The organism is Vibrio comitans, assembly GCA_024346835.1.
Classification (GTDB): Bacteria; Pseudomonadota; Gammaproteobacteria; order Enterobacterales; family Vibrionaceae; genus Vibrio; species Vibrio comitans.
This window is the reverse complement of sequence record AP024866.1, coordinates 682,129-699,415: the sequence shown is the minus strand read 5'-3', so window position 1 is coordinate 699,415 and position 17,287 is coordinate 682,129. Positions and strand designations below refer to the sequence as shown.

Sequence of the window (17,287 nt, the reverse complement as noted above, 5' to 3'; positions counted from 1 at the left end):
CAGAACCGCACAATTAGGTTACTTGCTTTCAGACTCAGCCACAATCGACAGAGCTAATGCCTCAGCCACCTTGATACCATCGATGCCTGCAGACAGGATACCACCCGCATAGCCAGCACCCTCACCCGCAGGGTAGAAACCCTTTAGATTGATACTTTGATAGTCTTTACCACGTTTGATACAAAGTGGTGAAGAGGTGCGAGTTTCCACACCAGTAAGCAGACCATCTTCCGATGCAAAGCCCTTAATCTTCTTATCAAAAGCTGGGATTGCTTCACGAATAGCTTCAATAGCATAAGCAGGCAGCGCCTTAGAGACATCTGTTAGCTTAATGCCTGGAGTAAATGAAGGTTCAACCTCACCCAATGCACTTGGATCGCGACCTTTCAAGAAGTCTCCAATCTTTTGCGCCGGAGCATCGTAAGTCTCACCACCGAGTTTAAATGCACCAGACTCTAGCTCACGTTGTAAGCGAATGCCTGCCAGTGCATCACCAGGGTAATCTTGTTCAGGCGAAATACCCACCACGATAGCACTATTGGCATTACGCTCTGCGCGAGAATACTGACTCATACCGTTAGTCACTACACGCCCCTCTTCAGAGGTTGCGGCTACTACTGTGCCACCAGGGCACATACAGAAGCTGTATACTGTGCGTCCATTCTTACAGTGGTGAACGAGTTTGTAATCTGCTGCACCCAGAATTGGGTTGCCTGCGTTTTTACCAAAACGAGCTTCATCAATCATTGATTGCTTATGCTCGATACGGAAGCCAACAGAGAAGGGTTTTGCCTCCATGTAGACACCACGTTCGTGTAGCATTTCAAAGGTATCGCGTGCACTATGTCCCACAGCTAAAACGACGTGGCGAGACTTAATCACCTCACCATTCGATAGCGTTAAGCCTGTCAACTGACCGTCTTCCATATGCAGATCATCTACACGAGTGCTGAATCGAATCTCACCACCTAGCTCGATGATCGTTGCACGCATTTTCTCGATCATGGTTACTAGCTTGAAGGTACCAATGTGTGGCTTACTCACATATTTAATTTCAGCCGGTGCACCCGCATCAACAAACTCGTTGATCACCTTGCGGCTATAAAACTTAGGGTCTTTGATTTGGCTGTAAAGTTTACCGTCAGAAAAGGTACCTGCTCCGCCTTCACCAAACTGCACGTTTGATTCTGGGTTTAGGTTACGCTTACGCCAAAAGCCAAAGGTGTCCTTGGTACGCTCACGAACTTCTTTTCCTCGCTCAACCACGATAGGTTTAAAGCCCATTTGTGCCAGCACGAGCGCTGCAAACAAGCCACAAGGGCCAAATCCCACCACAACTGGACGTTCGGTGTAATTCTCAGGAGCTTTTGCAACGAACTTATACTCCATGTCTGGAGTTTGACGAACGTGCGGGTCGTCAGCAAACGCTTCAAGCAATTGCGCTTCGTTTGCAACTTCGACATCTAAGGTATAAATCAGCAGGATCTTTGATTTTTTACGAGCATCGTAGCCACGTTTAAACATATTAAAAGAAAGCACTTCCTCAGAAGTGATGCCTAGTTTTTTCACTATGGCTGCTTGAATAGCTTCTTCCTTATGATCTAAAGGAAGCTTAATTTCGGTCAAACGTATCATGTCGATGTCTCGTAGTAGGTGTCTTAGCCAAAGAGTAATGCGAATAAAGCCAACCATAAATCGGCGAATATTCACTCACACTAGCTCACAATGGCGGGGATTTTACGTTAACTTGAGAAGCCTGTCATATTAATTAGCCTTATCGCTAGGCAATTTACTTTCTAGTGTGAGTGCTAAACTAGACGTTATATCAATCACAAATACAAACCCTTCAACATTTTGCAGGACAAATATTGTGTTTTTGCTTGGTATCCGTATCATCGCCCATCCGAAAATAGACTAATGAGAGTTCATCACCATGGCATTTGTCGTAACCGATAACTGTATAAAATGTAAATACACCGATTGTGTGGCGGTATGCCCTGCGGACGCATTTTATGAAGGGCCTAACTTTATGGTGATAAGCCCAATTGACTGCATTGATTGTGGCCTTTGTGTGCCAGAGTGTGATGCTGCAGCCATCTTTCAGGAAGAGGAGCTGGCTCCCGACCAAGAAGTCTTTATTCAACTGAATGAAGAACTCGCTGAAGAATGGCCAAATATCACAGAAGTTAAGCCCGCCCTGCCGGATGCAGAGAAATGGAATGGCGTGCCTAACAAACTGGATATGCTAAAGAGATAATCTCACTTTACTATTTAGCTATGTAGACTAGCTATGCTGACGGCGAAGGTTATCTAAGATGATACCTGTCGCCATCGCAACATTTAGCGACTCCGCACCACCAAAAGCAGGAATGGTTACCTTGTCGGTCACAAACTTTGCTGCTTGTTCGCGAACACCGTGAGACTCACTGCCCATTAGCAAGATACCTTCCGCAGAAAAAGCTTTCTTGTGAACGCTCTCCCCTTCTAGAAATGCACCAAATACTGGCAAATCGGCTTGTTCTAGGTAACTAGGTAGATCTAACTGGCTAACGAAAACTCGCCCAAAGCTTCCCATGGTCGCACTGATCGTCTTAGGGTTATAAGGATCGGCGCAATCCATACTCGCAATAATATGCTTGATGCCGTACCAATCTGCTACGCGAATAATCGTACCTAGATTACCAGGGTCTGATACGCCATCTAGAGCAATCATCAGCCCCTCTGCCTTTGGCACATCCACTGCAGGGATCTCAACGATCGCAATGGCAGCGTTGTTGCTGACCAAGGTGCTGGCTTTAGTCAGTTCGTCAAGCGTCGCTTCAACGCACTCAAAGCCTTGTAGTGACTGGCTATTTTCTGACAAGAAATCAGCGGTTGCAAAAACACTCTTAACGGTGAGTTGGCTGTTACTTAATTCAAGGACATTTTTCTCCCCCTGAACCAGAAACAAGCCATGTGCCTTGCGCTGCTTCTTTTGGCCTAGGGCACGAATAAGTTTTAATTGGTTTTTAGAAATCATTCTTTTTCCAAAGGATTAAATTTAGGTTCACAACTTAAAAGCGCTTTACTTCAAGTGATCCCAAGAGATATTTGACAACAATCGACATGAGTCGCATTTGAAATGGAACATGTCATGCAGAGGTTCATCTAATAACCACTCACCACCACACTTAGGGCATGTGCGTTGCTGTTCTTGCTTTAGGCTCTCGCCTCCTACTTGATACAAATAATAGTAGGTCGGTATCTTGGTAATGTACTCAATACGCCCACGCAAATCCCAACCACGACGGTAAATGTCACTGTCGACCGAGTTTAATTCACGTAACGCAGCATGTTCCGCCTTACACCCACCCGCCATCTGCAGTTCATCACACGCCTGCCACTCTGTTTGCCACTTAATAATGGATTTATGGTCACCGTTAAGTGTGGGTGGATTACGATACAAAGGAATGGGCATGAATGAATCACCACTTCTCAGAGGCGAGCATGTATGGACATAGGTCGTATAAAGAATCTGCCAACTAGGAGCCTCTTCTGTACAGGTTTCTTCTGAATTAAGATCCTGTCCCAACACTCTCAGTTTAGGTGTAAGTAACCCCGCCTCAGATAGCTTTGTCATCGAAAAGCGCACAAAGTCGGAATGATTTTTGGGATGTAAGCTGTCTTTTTCTGGGCATACACAACGCAAATTAAACGTTGCACCATCAATGGCGAGAGGGAATTCTCTACCTAAGACCTGACCATTAAAACGTAGCGCCTCCATCAAGCCATTAATGGACTTCTCAACGGCGGTGAATGTAGTGTTGTCAAAGCATTCGAACTGTAATTCACAGACAAACATGCTAGACCTCTACATCCAATTGCTCTAAGAACTCTAATAGGCTTTCTGCAAGCACTTCGCGCTTGTTGGTACCTAGAGATTCCAGCACAACATTGCCACTAATGTTGCATACAGAGATAACATCAAGATCTGAATCAATGGCAGCAATAAACACCGTTGGCTTAAGCTTTAAGCGGCGCTGCGTTACCAAGTGGCCAAGTATGTTTTCTTGCAGGCGCACAAAGTCTTCATCACTCCATACTTGCAACAGAGTAAGAGGCTTACCTTTCCAACTCATCGTCAAGTCAGCACTATAGTGACTGCCATAGAACTCTTTAATATCAGAATGCAGCAACAGCTCAATACCTTGCTCGACATTGGTAAAGTCGGCATGTTCTTCACGTTGAAGCGGCTTCCAATATACCTCTCCTGATTTGCTGTCTTGAATACATGGCGAGGCAACGCCCACCAGCTCTGAACTGGTTGGCAGTGTGCCGTACTCTTGCTCAAAGGTTTCGAGGTACTGCTGATGAATTGAGTTAAGCGCGTTGGCGATTGAATTGGACATAAATAACCCTACAGGCGTTCCGTTGATGACATCGAAGTATCTATTCAGTAAAATTCCTAACATTCTACTCTATAACGCAGTGTAAAATGAGCAAATATTCAGACGCAAAAGAGCTTGCCGGACTAACCCTTGGGCAAAAAACGCAATACGCTTCTCTCTATGACCCAAAGTTATTGCAGGCAGTACCAAGAAGCCTCAACCGAGATGACCTGGAGCTTGGCGATGCATTGCCGTTTAAAGGGCAAGATATTTGGACGTTGTACGAGTTGTCTTGGCTTAATGCCAATGGGTTGCCACAAGTGGCCGTTGGTGAGGTTTCAATACCCGCTAGTTCCCCAAACTTAATTGAATCCAAGTCCTTTAAGTTATACCTAAACAGCTATAATCAAACGAAATTTAGCAATTGGGATGAGGTTCAAGAACAATTGGCTATAGATTTATCCGCTTGCGCGGGAGGCAAGGTTTCGGTGACTTTGAGTCGAGTTCAAGACTTTAATCAACAGCCTATTGTCGACATGCAAGGCACTTGCATTGACGAGCAAGACATCTCAATTACAGAGTATGAATTCAGCACTGATTACCTCAAGGGAAGTGTCTCTGAAAAGTCTGTAGATGAGGTATTGCATAGCCATCTTCTGAAATCTAACTGCTTAATTACCAATCAACCAGACTGGGGAAGTGTTGAGATTCGATACAGCGGTAAGAAAATTAACCAAGAGGCTTTACTGCGCTACCTAGTTTCATTTAGAGAGCACAACGAGTTTCACGAACAGTGTGTGGAGAGAATATTCACAGATATCATGCTGTTCTGTAAGCCACAATCTTTGTCGGTTTATGCTCGATACACGCGCCGTGGTGGTCTCGATATCAATCCATATCGCACTAGTTTAAACAGTGAATCGAGTGCTCCAGACAGTACTTTGCGTTTAGCGAGACAATAAATGATGGGTTCTTTGTTTAGGTTATCCACCTTACCCCTACTTACTTTGTTGGCGATTGTTTTTTCACTGCCGACGATGGCGAGTGAGGCATCCAGTAGCCTGACAAAGGACCTAATTGACGCCAGACGATTAGTTCACGTTACGCCTTTACAATCCAAGAACAAGGCCAAGGTTTATCTTAATAATCAAGGCAATCTGAGAAACGAGGAAGATTTCTCAACCAATGCCGTCAAACGTAAGATGACGCCGATTGCAAAGGCAACCAACCAAATTCACGCATATCAGACCATCGGCATCGCTGATTATATTCTTGGCAATTACCGTTCATCACTGTCTAGCCTAGAGCAAAGTATCTCAATCTCTGTCGCCAATCACTTGATCGTGCGAGAGATTGAGTCTCGCGTGTTAAAAACCAGCTTGTTATGGAGAATGACCGAGGACCTTCGTAAAGTAGAAGCTCCTCTTGCAGAAATTGAAGAAATGATGCGGTCTTCGCATATTGAAGGCTTAACCAAGGATAGACTTGAGTACGAACTGAGCTTAGTGCATGCCAAGGTCTATTCAGATATTGGAGAAAACGAAAAAGCAGAGAAAAGCTTCCTTCGCGCAAAAAACTACGCCAAGGAACTTCCTAGCTATCAGCAAGGCCTCGAAGCAAGCCTTCAACTGGGTCAGCACTACCTAGAAGTCCATCGATTAAATTCAGCATTGAAAGAATTAATTGAAAGCTACTGGGTGGCGATTGGTAAGGACAACGCTCAGTATATCGCACGAGCCAATCACCTTCTGGCCGATCTCTATTTTGAGCGCCAAATTTACGCAAAAGCCCAAGAGCACTTATCTCAAGCCGCAAGCTATTACGGAAACTATGACCAATCGCCTCTGTTTGCGACCGTTTTGCGTAAACTCGCAGATGTCTATTTTATTCAAGGTCGTTACAACTTAGCGCTGGTTCACTACTTTAATGTACTAGACCAAGAACTGGCAGAGAAGGATCTGGAAAGCATTATCGATTTGAGACTTAAGCTGACAGAAACCTATCTAAACCTGTTTAATTTCACTTTGGCGGAGCGTTACCTAAACCGAGCCACCGAGTTACTCGACTATACCGATATCAAAGCACAAAGAGTGAAGTCGACCCTGCTAACCGCAAAGCTAGACTTCCTGCAAAACGATCCCAAGCAAGCTGAAAAGCTAGGTAAAGAAGCGCTAGAACAAGCACAAAAGATGGGTGATCAGGCTATTCAGTTAGAAGCCTTGTCTCTACTACATCGTGTGACTAAGTCCGTCGACAAAGACAAAGATTCGCTGACTTACCTTGAAGAATACAACAGACTGACTGCAATCAACCTAGAACAGAAAGATGAGCTGATCAGCCGAACATTCCTCAACCAAGTTTCTTCTATTGAGCAGTCCTTACATTACAAGGACCAAGTTGATGAGCTGAGCGATCTGAGTGTCGATTACGATAAGTCGAAAACATTAACCTTAGTACTAGGTGTGAGTAGTACGATATTGTTCTTCTTGGTCGTACTAAATTCACGCCGTCTAGGGCGCAAACACAAGATCATTGCTGAGCTTAATCAGGAGCTTTACACACACCCTCGCTCAGGTCTCAGAAACATGAGGATGTTAAGTAGAAAACTGCCTACCTCTCTCAATAAGTCTGTGACCAACTACGAGCAATGGCGATTTGGGCAACTCATTGATGAGCCTCTAAACGATCGTTTGAAGTTCGCCTTGATTAACGTACCTATGATCTTCGATATCTATGCGAAACATGGCTATAAAGCAGGACGTTCAACAGAGAAAGCCTTTGGTAATCACATCAGAAATCACCTTAAAGAAGGAACCCGTCTGTATCACTTATCAGACAGTTCGTTCTTGTATATCGAACCTAATCCAGAAAAATTGCATCAGCCAGAGCTTCTGTTTAGTCAGTTCCAAGAGGTCATTGATAGCTTTGAAACCCAATATGAGGTCAATCGCACGTTTGGTGTCAGCATTGCCGATTATCCATTCTTACCTCGAGCCTATACCGCCATTAATGACGAAGACCTCATAGATCTTCTGTTATTAGCTTCTGACATATGCGACACAGTGGTACAGCTTGAACAGGTAAGCCAGTGGGTGTCATTTACCGCTATCCCGTTGGCACCAGCCGCTTGCTTTGCTCAAGATGATATGCGTCGTTCTATCTTAAACGCTATCCGAAACGGCTTGATAAAAGTCCATTCGTCATGCCATGAAGAGACGTTAACTCAAGCTTTAGAGCAGTTGCCCAAACAAGAAGATGCTCAGGATTTAACCTGACGATTTTTTTAAGCTACTAATTTTAGTCGAATTTTTATTGCAATTGTTAGTCTGGCATCTAATGTTAAGGTTAGACCGAACATGCGGTTCATTACATTAATGTCCGTTTCACTGCGTATAAATTGTGGGCTTAATCTACAGCCCACCACTGAGCTCCTCTCATTTCTCAGAGCTTAGTGTCACTAATAAGGAGCAGTTATGATTACGACAATCAATCCTGCAGGTAGCATGGATCTCCTCTCTCAACTTGAAGTTGAACGTCTCAAGAAGACCGCCTCAAGTGATATCTACAACCTTTATCGGAACTGCACTCTAGCGGTGCTCAACTCTGGCAGTCACACTGACGACAGCAAGAAGCTTCTCGAACAATACAAGTCATTTGATGTGAATGTTCTAAGGCGAGAGCGTGGCATCAAACTTGAGCTGAGTAATGCCCCTGAGCATGCCTTTGTTGACGGCACTATCATTAAAGGTATTCAAGAACACCTCTTTGCTGTGCTTAGGGATATCGTGTTTGTTCATATGTATATGGCACAAAACGAAAAACTAAATTTAGACAATTCTGTGCACGTTACCAACCTAGTCTTTGGCATCCTACGTAACGCTAAGGTATTGATTCCAGGCATCGAACCAAATCTTGTGGTGTGCTGGGGTGGCCACTCTATTAACGAAACAGAGTATCAATACACTCGCCTTGTGGGACACGAACTAGGACTTCGCGAGCTGAACATTTGCACCGGTTGTGGGCCGGGCGCGATGGAAGGACCAATGAAAGGCGCTGCCATTGGCCACGCAAAGCAAAGGCATAAGCAGACGCGCTACATTGGCCTAACCGAACCCTCTATCATTGCAGCAGAGCCACCGAATCCTATTGTGAATGAGCTGATCATCATGCCTGATATCGAAAAACGCCTTGAGGCCTTTGTTCGTATCGCGCACGGTATTGTCATTTTCCCAGGCGGTCCTGGTACGGCAGAAGAGTTGCTGTATGTGCTGGGTATTATGATGCATCCTAAAAACCAAGATCAGCCGTTGCCTATTGTGTTAACTGGACCAAAAGAAAGTGAGGCTTACTTCCGCTCTATCGATAACTTCATTCGCGATACCCTTGGCGAAGAAGCGCAGAAGTACTATCAAATTGTCATCGACGACCCAGCAAAGGCTGCTCGTATTGTCAAAGAGGCAATGCCTGATGTCCGACAGCACCGCAAAGAGAATGAAGACGCCTACAGCTATAACTGGTCTTTGCATATTGAGCCTGAATTCCAGATGCCGTTTGATCCGAACCATGAAAATATGCACAACCTAGATCTACACATGGATCAGCCACCGGAAATTCTCGCCGCGAACCTACGCAGAGCCTTCTCTGGAGTAGTAGCTGGCAATGTGAAGGCTGAGGGGATTCAAGAGATCGAAGAAAAAGGCCCTTTCATCATTGATGGTGATAAGGAGCTGATGAAGAAAATGGACACCCTATTGGGGGATTTTGTTACGCAGCAGCGGATGAAACTCCCTGGCTCGGAATATACCCCTTGCTATAGGGTACAAACCTCAGATTAAGGTTAAACTCTTGATCTAATTTTAGTTACAATGGGGCTACGGCCCCTTTTTAGTTTGTTTTTATGTCTATACATCTGGTTATCATCGATGCTCTAAACCTTATTCGTCGCGTACATTCAGCGCAGCCTGACGAAACTGATATCCAGCGCACTATAGAAACCACGACCCGCACTCTAAAACGGATTCTAAACGAAACCGAGCCTAGCCACATAATTGCCGTATTTGATCACCACCAGCAGGTGCGCGGATGGCGAGAAGAGCGTTTTCCTGAATACAAACAAAACCGTAAGCCAATGCCTGAGCCTCTTGCCTTGGGATTAGATACCATTCAACAAGCGTGGTGGGAGCTAGGCATCGATTCATTGCTGTCTGATGGGGATGAAGCGGACGATCTAGTGGCCACACTTGCCGTTAAATTGGCCAGTCAGCAGCATCAAGTCACCATCATTTCTACTGATAAGGGCTACTGCCAACTGCTTTCTCCATCCTTACGCATCAGAGATTACTTTCAGCATCGCTGGCTGGACCAAGCCTTTGTAGAAAAAGAGTTTGCGGTAAAGGTCTGTCAGTTAAGTGATTACTGGGGACTGACTGGTATAAGTGGCACAGGCTTAAGCGGCATTCCGGGCATTGGCCCTAAAGCGGCTCGAGAGATACTCACTGGCAATGAAAACTTAGAGCAAGCCTTTGCCGATGAAACGCTACCTGAAAAGTACAAAAAGAAGATTGCAGGCAATGAGGAGCACGCCCTTCTATGCCGTGAACTGGCCTCATTAAAGACTGACTTGGAGCTTGGGTTTAACTTGCAGGATTTACGTTGGACACCAGCGTCATCCTGAACTTGATTCAGGACCTTAGGTAGTGCAAGTTTGACCTTGGGCACTCTCTAAGGTCCTGACTTTCGTCAGGATGACGGCAATGGGGTCAGAATGACGATAATGGAGTCAATTACCAGCCCAAGTTAGTATGCGACTGCACATGTACCGTGATCTCTTCCCGGTCATGGTAAAGGTGCTTCGCTTGTAAGGTAAACTTAATGCCGTTTTCTTTCAAAAAGGTCTTCAAGTTCTCGATATCTTGAAGTACTTCGTCGTAGCGACCCTTCATAGGAAGTTTAAGGTTAAACAGCGCCTCTTTACACCAGCCCTTGATGATCCACTCCCCCATTAATTGAGCTACACGTGACGGTTTCTCAATCATGTCACACACTAGCCAAGTAACATTCTTGCGAGGTGGTTCAAACTTAAAGCCATCAGCTTGGTGGTGCTTCACTTGACCTGTATCCATCAAGCTTTGTGCCATCATGCCGTTATCAATAGCATGAACGAACATAGAGCGCTTAACCAACTGATACGTCCAACCGCCCGGACAAGCTCCAAGGTCTACAGCCCACATACCCGATGCTAATCTCTCATCCCACTCACTTTTAGGAATAAAGACATGGAATGCTTCTTCCAACTTTAGAGTTGAACGACTTGGCGCATCTGAAGGGAACTTCAGGCGAGGAATGCCCATAAAGAACTGTGAGTTGTTGTTAGCATAAGAATAGCCAACATAGCATTTACCTGGCTCCACAAAGCACAGATGCATCACAGGCTTCTTCAGGTTGTCTTTCTTGTACAGCAAGCCTTTGCCACGCATTGCCTGTCTTAGTGGCACGGTGAACTTACGGCAAAACTTCAGTAGCTCTTTTGCTTCATTGGTATCAGGAGTCTCAACGCGCAGGTCACCACACGTCGGCACACCTTCTTGCTCAGCTAACGCATCTAAGATAGGTGAAATGCGATCTGATTCAGGTAGCTCTTCCAAACTCGCTGCAACAGCAAACATCTGACGAGCAAAAATAAGCGTTTGGAAGTCAATCTCACGCACTAAACGATCTGCATCCCCTTCTGTGTAGCATTCAAACAGAACATAGCCACTATTGCGCTTAACGCGGGGAAAACCAAACACCTCAAGGGTGTTTGCCTTGTCTTGAATCTCGCCAGCACAATCTTTCTCAAAGCCTGCACGGCAATATAAAATAACCTGTTTCAAGTTAAACCTCGTTTCAATGCGTTAAGAAGCTTCAACGCTCGACGCTATCGCGTCTAAAATAATCTCATCTTGGCCAATGGAAGGTACACCTTCACTTGCCGCTATACTCAGCATCCAGTCTCTAAATGTAGCAATTCGTCCAACGTCTGCTTGTTTCTCGTGACACACTACATAAAAGGCATTCTTACTCACCAGTACTTCATCAAAAGGACTGATTAATCTACCTGCCTCAATCTCAGGCTGAGCCAGTACGTTATTTCCTAACGCAATACCTTGTCCGTGAGCTGCTGCCTGCAAAACCATAGTTGAGTGACTAAAGATTGGACCATGGTTTACATTGATCCCTTCTAGGTGATGTTGGCGAGCAAACTGCTTCCAGTCCTTACGCGAAGTATCATGTAACAAAGTGTGTTTTGAAAGGTCGCTTAATGAGCCTAGAGGCTTAACACCGTCTAACAAACGTGGTGCACAAAGAGGGATTAAATACTCTTGATACAATTTGTCAGCGCGTAATCCAGGCCAGTTTCCACGACCATAATAAATAGCAACATCTACATCATCGGTTAATGAACCATCGTCCATATCTACCGCTTTAATACGAACATCAATATCGGGCTCTTGCTCGTTAAAATCAGCAAGCCTAGGCACCAGCCATTGAATAGCAAAGCTAGGCTGCAAACTGATGGTCAAAGAGCCTTTCTCACTGCGCTCTAGCACCTTATCTGTCGCCTCAGAGAGTGAGGTAAAGATATCTTTGATATCAAGGAAGTAGCTTTGCCCTTCTTCAGTCAACAACAGGGAGCGGTTGCGCCTTCTAAACAACTTTAAGCCTAAATATTCTTCAAGCGCTTTCACTTGATGGCTGACTGCTGCTTGAGTAACAAACAGCTCTTCAGCTGCCCTTGTAAAGCTCAAATGACGTGCAGCTGCTTCAAAAACCTTCAGTGATTTTAATGGGGGTAATCGTCTTGCCATTCTATCTTATCTAGCATTAGTTTTTTTTATCTGAAACATTATAAATTGTCCGTTGTTCAACAGCCAGAGAAAATCTATATTGCGTCCCACGCGACGGGGGTCTAAACGGCATGCCTTTGGCATGGATCCCTACTTGCGATGTTGTGTTTGTGAGCTCATTTTGAGCACGGTAGTTTCTACCACAGCTTGGGTTTAACCGAAGCATACTTCCAATTTAATGAACTTGTCTGTCATTTTCGCACCGCTCCTCTGAGCGGTGTTTTTTTATGCCTGAAATAAAAAATAAAGCCGAGATCAGAGAGACTGACCTCGGCTAAAATTAGCTTATGTGATGACTAAGGGCGGTAAACTTTAATATTGCTAAAGCCTTGTTCCTGCAAGTACAACGCCTGCAAGCGGCTCATTACGCCACGATCACAGTACAGAAGGTACGTTTTAGACTGGTCAAGATCACCGAACTTAGTCGCCAGCTTGTAGAATGGCAGATGCTCTACTTCCACACCATCGATCTCAAGAGGGTTATCGTCTTCTTCTTCTGGACTACGAATATCCAGGACAATGGCATGCTCTTGAACTGCCTTCACTTGCTCGACTTCAGGTGCTTGTTCTAGGCTTTCCTTTTCAATATCGCGAATATCCATAACTCGACTCTCGCTAACCACTTTTTCTAGAACAGAAAAATCAAAGTTCTCTTCTTGAGCTTCAAGCTTACCTTTAACCGCTTTAACCGTAGGCTTGCGAGAAATAACGCCACAATACTCTGGCATTACCTTGGCGAAGTCTTCTGTACCAATAATACGAGACAAATCAATGATGTCTTCTTTGTCCCAGTTAATCAGAGGACGAAGAATAAGTGTATCGGTCACGCCGTCAATATGACGTAAGTTGGTTAGAGTCTGGCTAGATACCTGACCTAGTGCTTCACCAGTAACCAAAGCTTCAATCTTAAAGCGATCGGCAATCATGCCACCAGCACGCATAAACATACGCTTGAGCACAACGCCCATCTGGCCATCTTCAACGTTCTCTAAGATCTCAGCAACCACAGGTTCAAAGTCTACAGAGATAAATTTCACCTTCGCAGAAGAGCCGTACTTATTCCAAAGGTAGTGTGCTACTTGCTTAACGCCAATCTCGTGCGCAGGGCCACCAAGATTAAAGAAGCAGTAATGGGTCTTTGAGCCACGCTTAATATGTAGGTAGCTAGATACACCAGAATCGAAACCACCAGAAATCAGACTCAGTACGTCCTCTTGTGTTCCAAGAGGGAAACCGCCAAGACCTTTGTGGCGAGCTAGGACTTGGTTTAGCTTTTCACCAGCCACTTCTACGTTCACGGTAACGTCAGGGCGTGTCAGCTTAACCTTGGCGCTTTCAACAGCTTGATTCAAGCCACCGCCAACATAACGCTCTAGTTCGATTGAGGTAAAGTCGTGTTTACCGCGACGCTTAGCACGTACTGAAAAGGTCTTGCCCTCAATACGGTCACGGCTCAACTCAAGCACTTGCTCGAAGATGTCATGCATATCAGTAAATTCTGTTTGCTTGACCTCTAACGAATGATGAATACCCGGAGTTTGAGTCAGGATCTCTAGCACTTCTTGGTAGTATTGATGACTATCAGAAGAAACCTCGATATGATCCCTACGATTGAATACTGCCACTGATTCTGTGCGACGCTGGATGATGATCCTGAGATTGCACTCCAGAATACGTATGAAGCGCTTCCTTACTGATTCGCTTTTTACAAAAATTTCTGGATGTGGTTTTACGATAAACTTCATAGGTAACTTCACTTCTGATTAGTCGATGACTTGAGTCTAGCCTAAATTATTCTGCTGATTGAAAATGCAGGGATAATCGAGGGCGACGAATTATATACCTATTTCAGCCAGAGTAAAAATAAAACAACCTACTTGTCTGTTCATTTAACTATCAGAAAATGAACTAAAGTTAGTGATATCGCAGGATTTTTAACTGCTAAAATTGACCATCACTCCTGCCTGAGTTACCTTTCCCAGATCCTAGCGTAGAAAAGAATGAACATGGCGACCAAAAAACCAGAGAATATGAGTTTTGAAGAGTCTCTCAAAGAGCTCGACAGCATAGTAAATCAGCTTGAACAAGGTGATCTCGAACTCGATTCTGCATTGAAGAATTTCGAACGCGGTATTGCACTAGCTCGTGCTGGTCAATCCAAGTTAGACCAAGCAGAACAACGTGTTTCAATCTTGATGGAAAATCAGGTTGAAGCGACTCCTCAAGACTTCAAATTTGAATCTGGCGATGACCCATTTTAAACAGCGACTTGAAAGCTACCAAAAGCGCAACAACCAGCAACTAGAAACCTGGTTAAACTCTTTACACTCTCAAGACAACAACCTGATTCAGGCTATGCGCTATGGGCTATTATTGGGTGGTAAGCGTGCTCGACCTTTTCTTGTTTACGCTACAGGCTCAGTATTTGGTTTGAATGATGAGTCCTTGGATACGCCGGCCTCAGCCATTGAATGTATCCATGCTTATTCATTGATTCATGATGATCTGCCAGCTATGGACGACGACGAATTACGTCGTGGCCAAGCGACGTGCCATATTGAGTTTGATGAAGCGACCGCCATTCTGGCCGGTGATGCTCTGCAAACTTTAGCCTTTAGTATCTTGGCTGAGGGCAAACTTGCCCCTCAAGCGGAAAGTTACCGTATAAAGATGGTACAAAGTCTAGCCAGCGCCTCTGGTGCTTCAGGGATGTGCCTAGGGCAGTCCCTAGATTTAGAGGCGGAAAACCGTCAAGTTTCTTTAGACGAACTAAAACTGATTCATCGCAATAAAACAGGCGCACTGATAAAATCTGCCATTCAGTTGGGAGCTTTAGCCGCCGGCGAGCAAGGCATCGAGCAATTACCTCGTCTTACCGCCTTTGCAGAAAAGATAGGACTGGCTTTTCAAGTCCAAGATGACATCTTAGACATTACTAGTGATACAGAAACGTTAGGCAAGCCTCAAGGCTCCGACTTAGCATTGAATAAATCGACCTATCCTTCACTTCTTGGACTTGAAGGTGCACAGGCAAAAGCGAAACTGTTGTTAGAAAAAGCCCTACTTGAGTTAGAAGGCATTCCTTACAACACTGACCTTCTAGAGCAGTTTGCTCGCTATGTGGTCGAAAGAAAGAATTAATTACTCACTTATCAGCGCGAATACATATGACACTTGATATCTCGAAATACCCAACATTGGCATTGGCCAACACGCCTGATGAGCTGCGTTCTCTTCCCAAAGAGACGCTTCCAACACTTTGTGATGAACTGCGTACTTACCTACTTAACAGTGTAAGCCAATCCAGTGGTCACCTAGCCTCAGGTTTGGGTACGGTCGAGCTTACCGTTGCCCTACACTACGTCTATCAAACTCCTTATGATCAGCTTCTGTGGGACGTAGGACATCAGGCTTACCCGCACAAAATTTTAACGGGTCGCCGTGAGCAAATGCCTACCATTCGTCAAAAAGATGGATTGCATCCGTTCCCGTGGCGCGGCGAAAGCGAATATGACGTGCTTTCAGTTGGACACTCTTCCACCTCCATCAGTGCCGCTCTTGGTATTGCGATTGGTGCGGAAAAAGAAGGCAGGAACCGCAAGGTTGTAAGCGTTATCGGTGATGGTGCTATAACTGCAGGCATGGCGTTTGAAGCCATGAACCACGCTGGTGACATTCACCCAGACATGCTTGTAGTGCTGAACGACAACGAAATGTCGATCTCTGAAAATGTTGGCGCTCTCAACAATCACCTGGCGCAAGTGTTGTCAGGCAGTCTGTATACCTCCATTCGTGAGGGCGGTAAAAAAGTCTTATCCGGCGTGCCACCGATTAAAGAATTGGTTCGTCGTACCGAAGAGCACCTTAAAGGCATGGTTGTTCCAGGTACTATGTTTGAAGAGCTAGGGTTCAACTACATAGGTCCTGTTGATGGCCATGATGTACTAGAGCTTGTTAAAACGCTGAAGAACATGCGCCATCTTAAAGGGCCTCAGTTCCTGCACATTATGACCAAGAAGGGCAAAGGCTATGAGCCTGCTGAGAAAGACCCTATTGGTTATCACGGAGTGCCTAAGTTTGATCCAGCGACAAGTTCATTACCAAAGAGCAAGGGTGGCAAACCAACCTTCTCTAAAGTCTTTGGCGATTTCCTTTGTGATATGGCAGCGCAAGATCCCAAGCTAATGGCGATCACGCCTGCTATGCGTGAAGGTTCTGGCATGGTGCGCTTCTCCAAAGAGTTTCCAAAACAATATTTTGATGTGGCCATTGCCGAGCAACATGCAGTGACTCTAGCTACCGGATTAGCTATCTCAGGCAACAAGCCTATTGTGGCAATCTACTCCACCTTCTTACAACGTGGCTACGATCAGCTGATTCATGATGTCGCTATTATGAATCTACCCGTGCTATTCGCTATTGACCGAGCAGGCCTAGTAGGCGCGGATGGTCAAACGCATCAGGGCGCCTTTGATCTGAGCTTTATGCGCTGCATCCCTAACATGATGATAATGGCGCCAAGTGATGAAGACGAATGCCGTCAAATGCTTTACACCGGCCATCAACATCAAGGGCCAGCAGCGGTTCGCTACCCAAGAGGCAGTGGCATTGGGGCTGAAATTCAGCAATCTTTCACAGCACTTGAGATTGGTAAAGGCCGAGTTGTTCGCCAAGGAAGTAAGGTGGCTATCTTGAGCTTTGGTACCTTCCTTGATAATGCCCAGCAAGCAGCGGAGAAACTTGGCGCAACCGTGGCCGATATGCGCTTTGTGAAGCCTCTAGACGAAGAATTGATACAGCAACTGGCTGCAGAGCACGATGTATTGGTGACTATTGAAGAGAACGTCGTTGCAGGCGGTGCAGGTAGCGGTGTTGTGGAGTACCTAATGTCGCAAAAGATCGCCAAGCCGGTATTAAACCTAGGTCTTCCAGACCGATTTATCGCTCAAGGTACACAAGAAGAGATGCATGCTGAACTAGGCCTAGATGCCGAAGGTATTCAGCGTCAAATTGAAGCGTATCTCGCGAAGTAAA

General features: G+C 45.3%; 15 protein-coding genes. 8 read left to right on the top strand and 7 right to left on the bottom strand.

All coding sequences use genetic code 11. The features are described from left to right. Window positions 1-18: 18 nt before the first annotated feature. Window positions 19-1,635, bottom strand: coding sequence for an NAD(P)/FAD-dependent oxidoreductase (locus tag OCU46_RS03295; RefSeq protein WP_141269828.1), 1,617 nt, complete (start codon window positions 1,633-1,635; stop codon window positions 19-21). 298 nt (window positions 1,636-1,933) lie between these two features. Here OCU46_RS03295 and fdxA point away from each other — a divergent pair, with 298 nt between their 5' ends. Further along, window positions 1,934-2,257 (top strand): ferredoxin FdxA, encoded by a 324-nt coding sequence (gene fdxA, locus OCU46_RS03290; protein ID WP_141269481.1) that lies wholly within the window; start codon window positions 1,934-1,936, stop codon window positions 2,255-2,257. Between the two features lie 27 nt (window positions 2,258-2,284). On the opposite strand, the gene OCU46_RS03285 is transcribed toward fdxA, so the two are convergent. Genes OCU46_RS03285 through syd form a run of 3 tightly spaced genes read right to left on the bottom strand, consistent with a single transcriptional unit; the run spans window position 2,285 to window position 4,388 of the window. Beyond that, the gene (locus OCU46_RS03285; RefSeq protein ID WP_141269483.1) at window positions 2,285-3,019 is read right to left on the bottom strand and encodes an RNA methyltransferase; all 735 of its coding nucleotides are present in this window, start codon (window positions 3,017-3,019) and stop codon (window positions 2,285-2,287) included. A 45-nt stretch (window positions 3,020-3,064) separates the two neighbouring features. Next, the gene (locus OCU46_RS03280) at window positions 3,065-3,841 is read right to left on the bottom strand and encodes a Zn-ribbon-containing protein (RefSeq protein WP_141269484.1); all 777 of its coding nucleotides are present in this window, start codon (window positions 3,839-3,841) and stop codon (window positions 3,065-3,067) included. A 1-nt stretch (window position 3,842) separates the two neighbouring features. Further along, window positions 3,843-4,388 carry a SecY-interacting protein gene (gene syd / locus OCU46_RS03275; RefSeq protein WP_141269829.1) on the bottom strand — a complete coding sequence of 182 codons (546 nt, stop codon included), beginning with the start codon at window positions 4,386-4,388 and terminating at the stop codon, window positions 3,843-3,845. A gap of 86 nt (window positions 4,389-4,474) precedes the next feature. Here syd and queF point away from each other — a divergent pair, with 86 nt between their 5' ends. From queF to xni, 4 genes are all read left to right on the top strand, one after another. Then, window positions 4,475-5,329: an NADPH-dependent 7-cyano-7-deazaguanine reductase QueF gene (gene queF, locus OCU46_RS03270; RefSeq protein ID WP_141269486.1), complete on the top strand. Its 855-nt coding sequence runs from the start codon at window positions 4,475-4,477 to the stop codon at window positions 5,327-5,329. Beyond that, window positions 5,330-7,642 carry a tetratricopeptide repeat protein gene (locus tag OCU46_RS03265; protein ID WP_141269488.1) on the top strand — a complete coding sequence of 771 codons (2,313 nt, stop codon included), beginning with the start codon at window positions 5,330-5,332 and terminating at the stop codon, window positions 7,640-7,642. Between the two features lie 198 nt (window positions 7,643-7,840). After that, on the top strand, window positions 7,841-9,202 hold the full coding sequence (gene ppnN, locus OCU46_RS03260) for a nucleotide 5'-monophosphate nucleosidase PpnN (protein WP_141269490.1): 1,362 nt from the start codon (window positions 7,841-7,843) through the stop codon (window positions 9,200-9,202). A gap of 62 nt (window positions 9,203-9,264) precedes the next feature. After that, window positions 9,265-10,041 (top strand): flap endonuclease Xni, encoded by a 777-nt coding sequence (gene xni, locus OCU46_RS03255; RefSeq protein ID WP_141269492.1) that lies wholly within the window; start codon window positions 9,265-9,267, stop codon window positions 10,039-10,041. Window positions 10,042-10,150: 109 nt separating this feature from the next. Here xni and rlmM read toward each other — a convergent pair whose 3' ends face one another. The 3 genes from rlmM to thiI form a co-directional block, all read right to left on the bottom strand. Next, a complete protein-coding gene (rlmM, locus tag OCU46_RS03250; protein WP_141269494.1) occupies window positions 10,151-11,239 on the bottom strand; it encodes a 23S rRNA (cytidine(2498)-2'-O)-methyltransferase RlmM in 1,089 nt (362 codons plus the stop codon). A 21-nt stretch (window positions 11,240-11,260) separates the two neighbouring features. After that, window positions 11,261-12,214, bottom strand: a complete 954-nt coding sequence (locus OCU46_RS03245) for a transcriptional regulator GcvA (RefSeq protein ID WP_141269496.1) — start codon at window positions 12,212-12,214, stop codon at window positions 11,261-11,263. Window positions 12,215-12,549: 335 nt separating this feature from the next. Beyond that, the gene (thiI, locus tag OCU46_RS03240) at window positions 12,550-13,998 is read right to left on the bottom strand and encodes a tRNA uracil 4-sulfurtransferase ThiI (RefSeq protein ID WP_141269498.1); all 1,449 of its coding nucleotides are present in this window, start codon (window positions 13,996-13,998) and stop codon (window positions 12,550-12,552) included. A gap of 261 nt (window positions 13,999-14,259) precedes the next feature. Between thiI and xseB the strand changes: the two genes are divergently transcribed. Genes xseB through dxs form a run of 3 tightly spaced genes read left to right on the top strand, consistent with a single transcriptional unit; the run spans window position 14,260 to window position 17,286 of the window. Then, complete coding sequence (gene xseB / locus OCU46_RS03235; RefSeq protein ID WP_017028257.1) at window positions 14,260-14,514, top strand: exodeoxyribonuclease VII small subunit; 255 nt, start codon at window positions 14,260-14,262, stop codon at window positions 14,512-14,514. Continuing rightward, window positions 14,501-15,394, top strand: coding sequence for a (2E,6E)-farnesyl diphosphate synthase (gene ispA, locus OCU46_RS03230; RefSeq protein WP_141269500.1), 894 nt, complete (start codon window positions 14,501-14,503; stop codon window positions 15,392-15,394). The genes xseB and ispA overlap by 14 nt, the downstream gene beginning before the upstream one ends. A gap of 26 nt (window positions 15,395-15,420) precedes the next feature. Next, window positions 15,421-17,286 carry a 1-deoxy-D-xylulose-5-phosphate synthase gene (gene dxs, locus OCU46_RS03225; protein WP_141269502.1) on the top strand — a complete coding sequence of 622 codons (1,866 nt, stop codon included), beginning with the start codon at window positions 15,421-15,423 and terminating at the stop codon, window positions 17,284-17,286. The last annotated feature ends 1 nt before the right edge of the window (window position 17,287 follow it).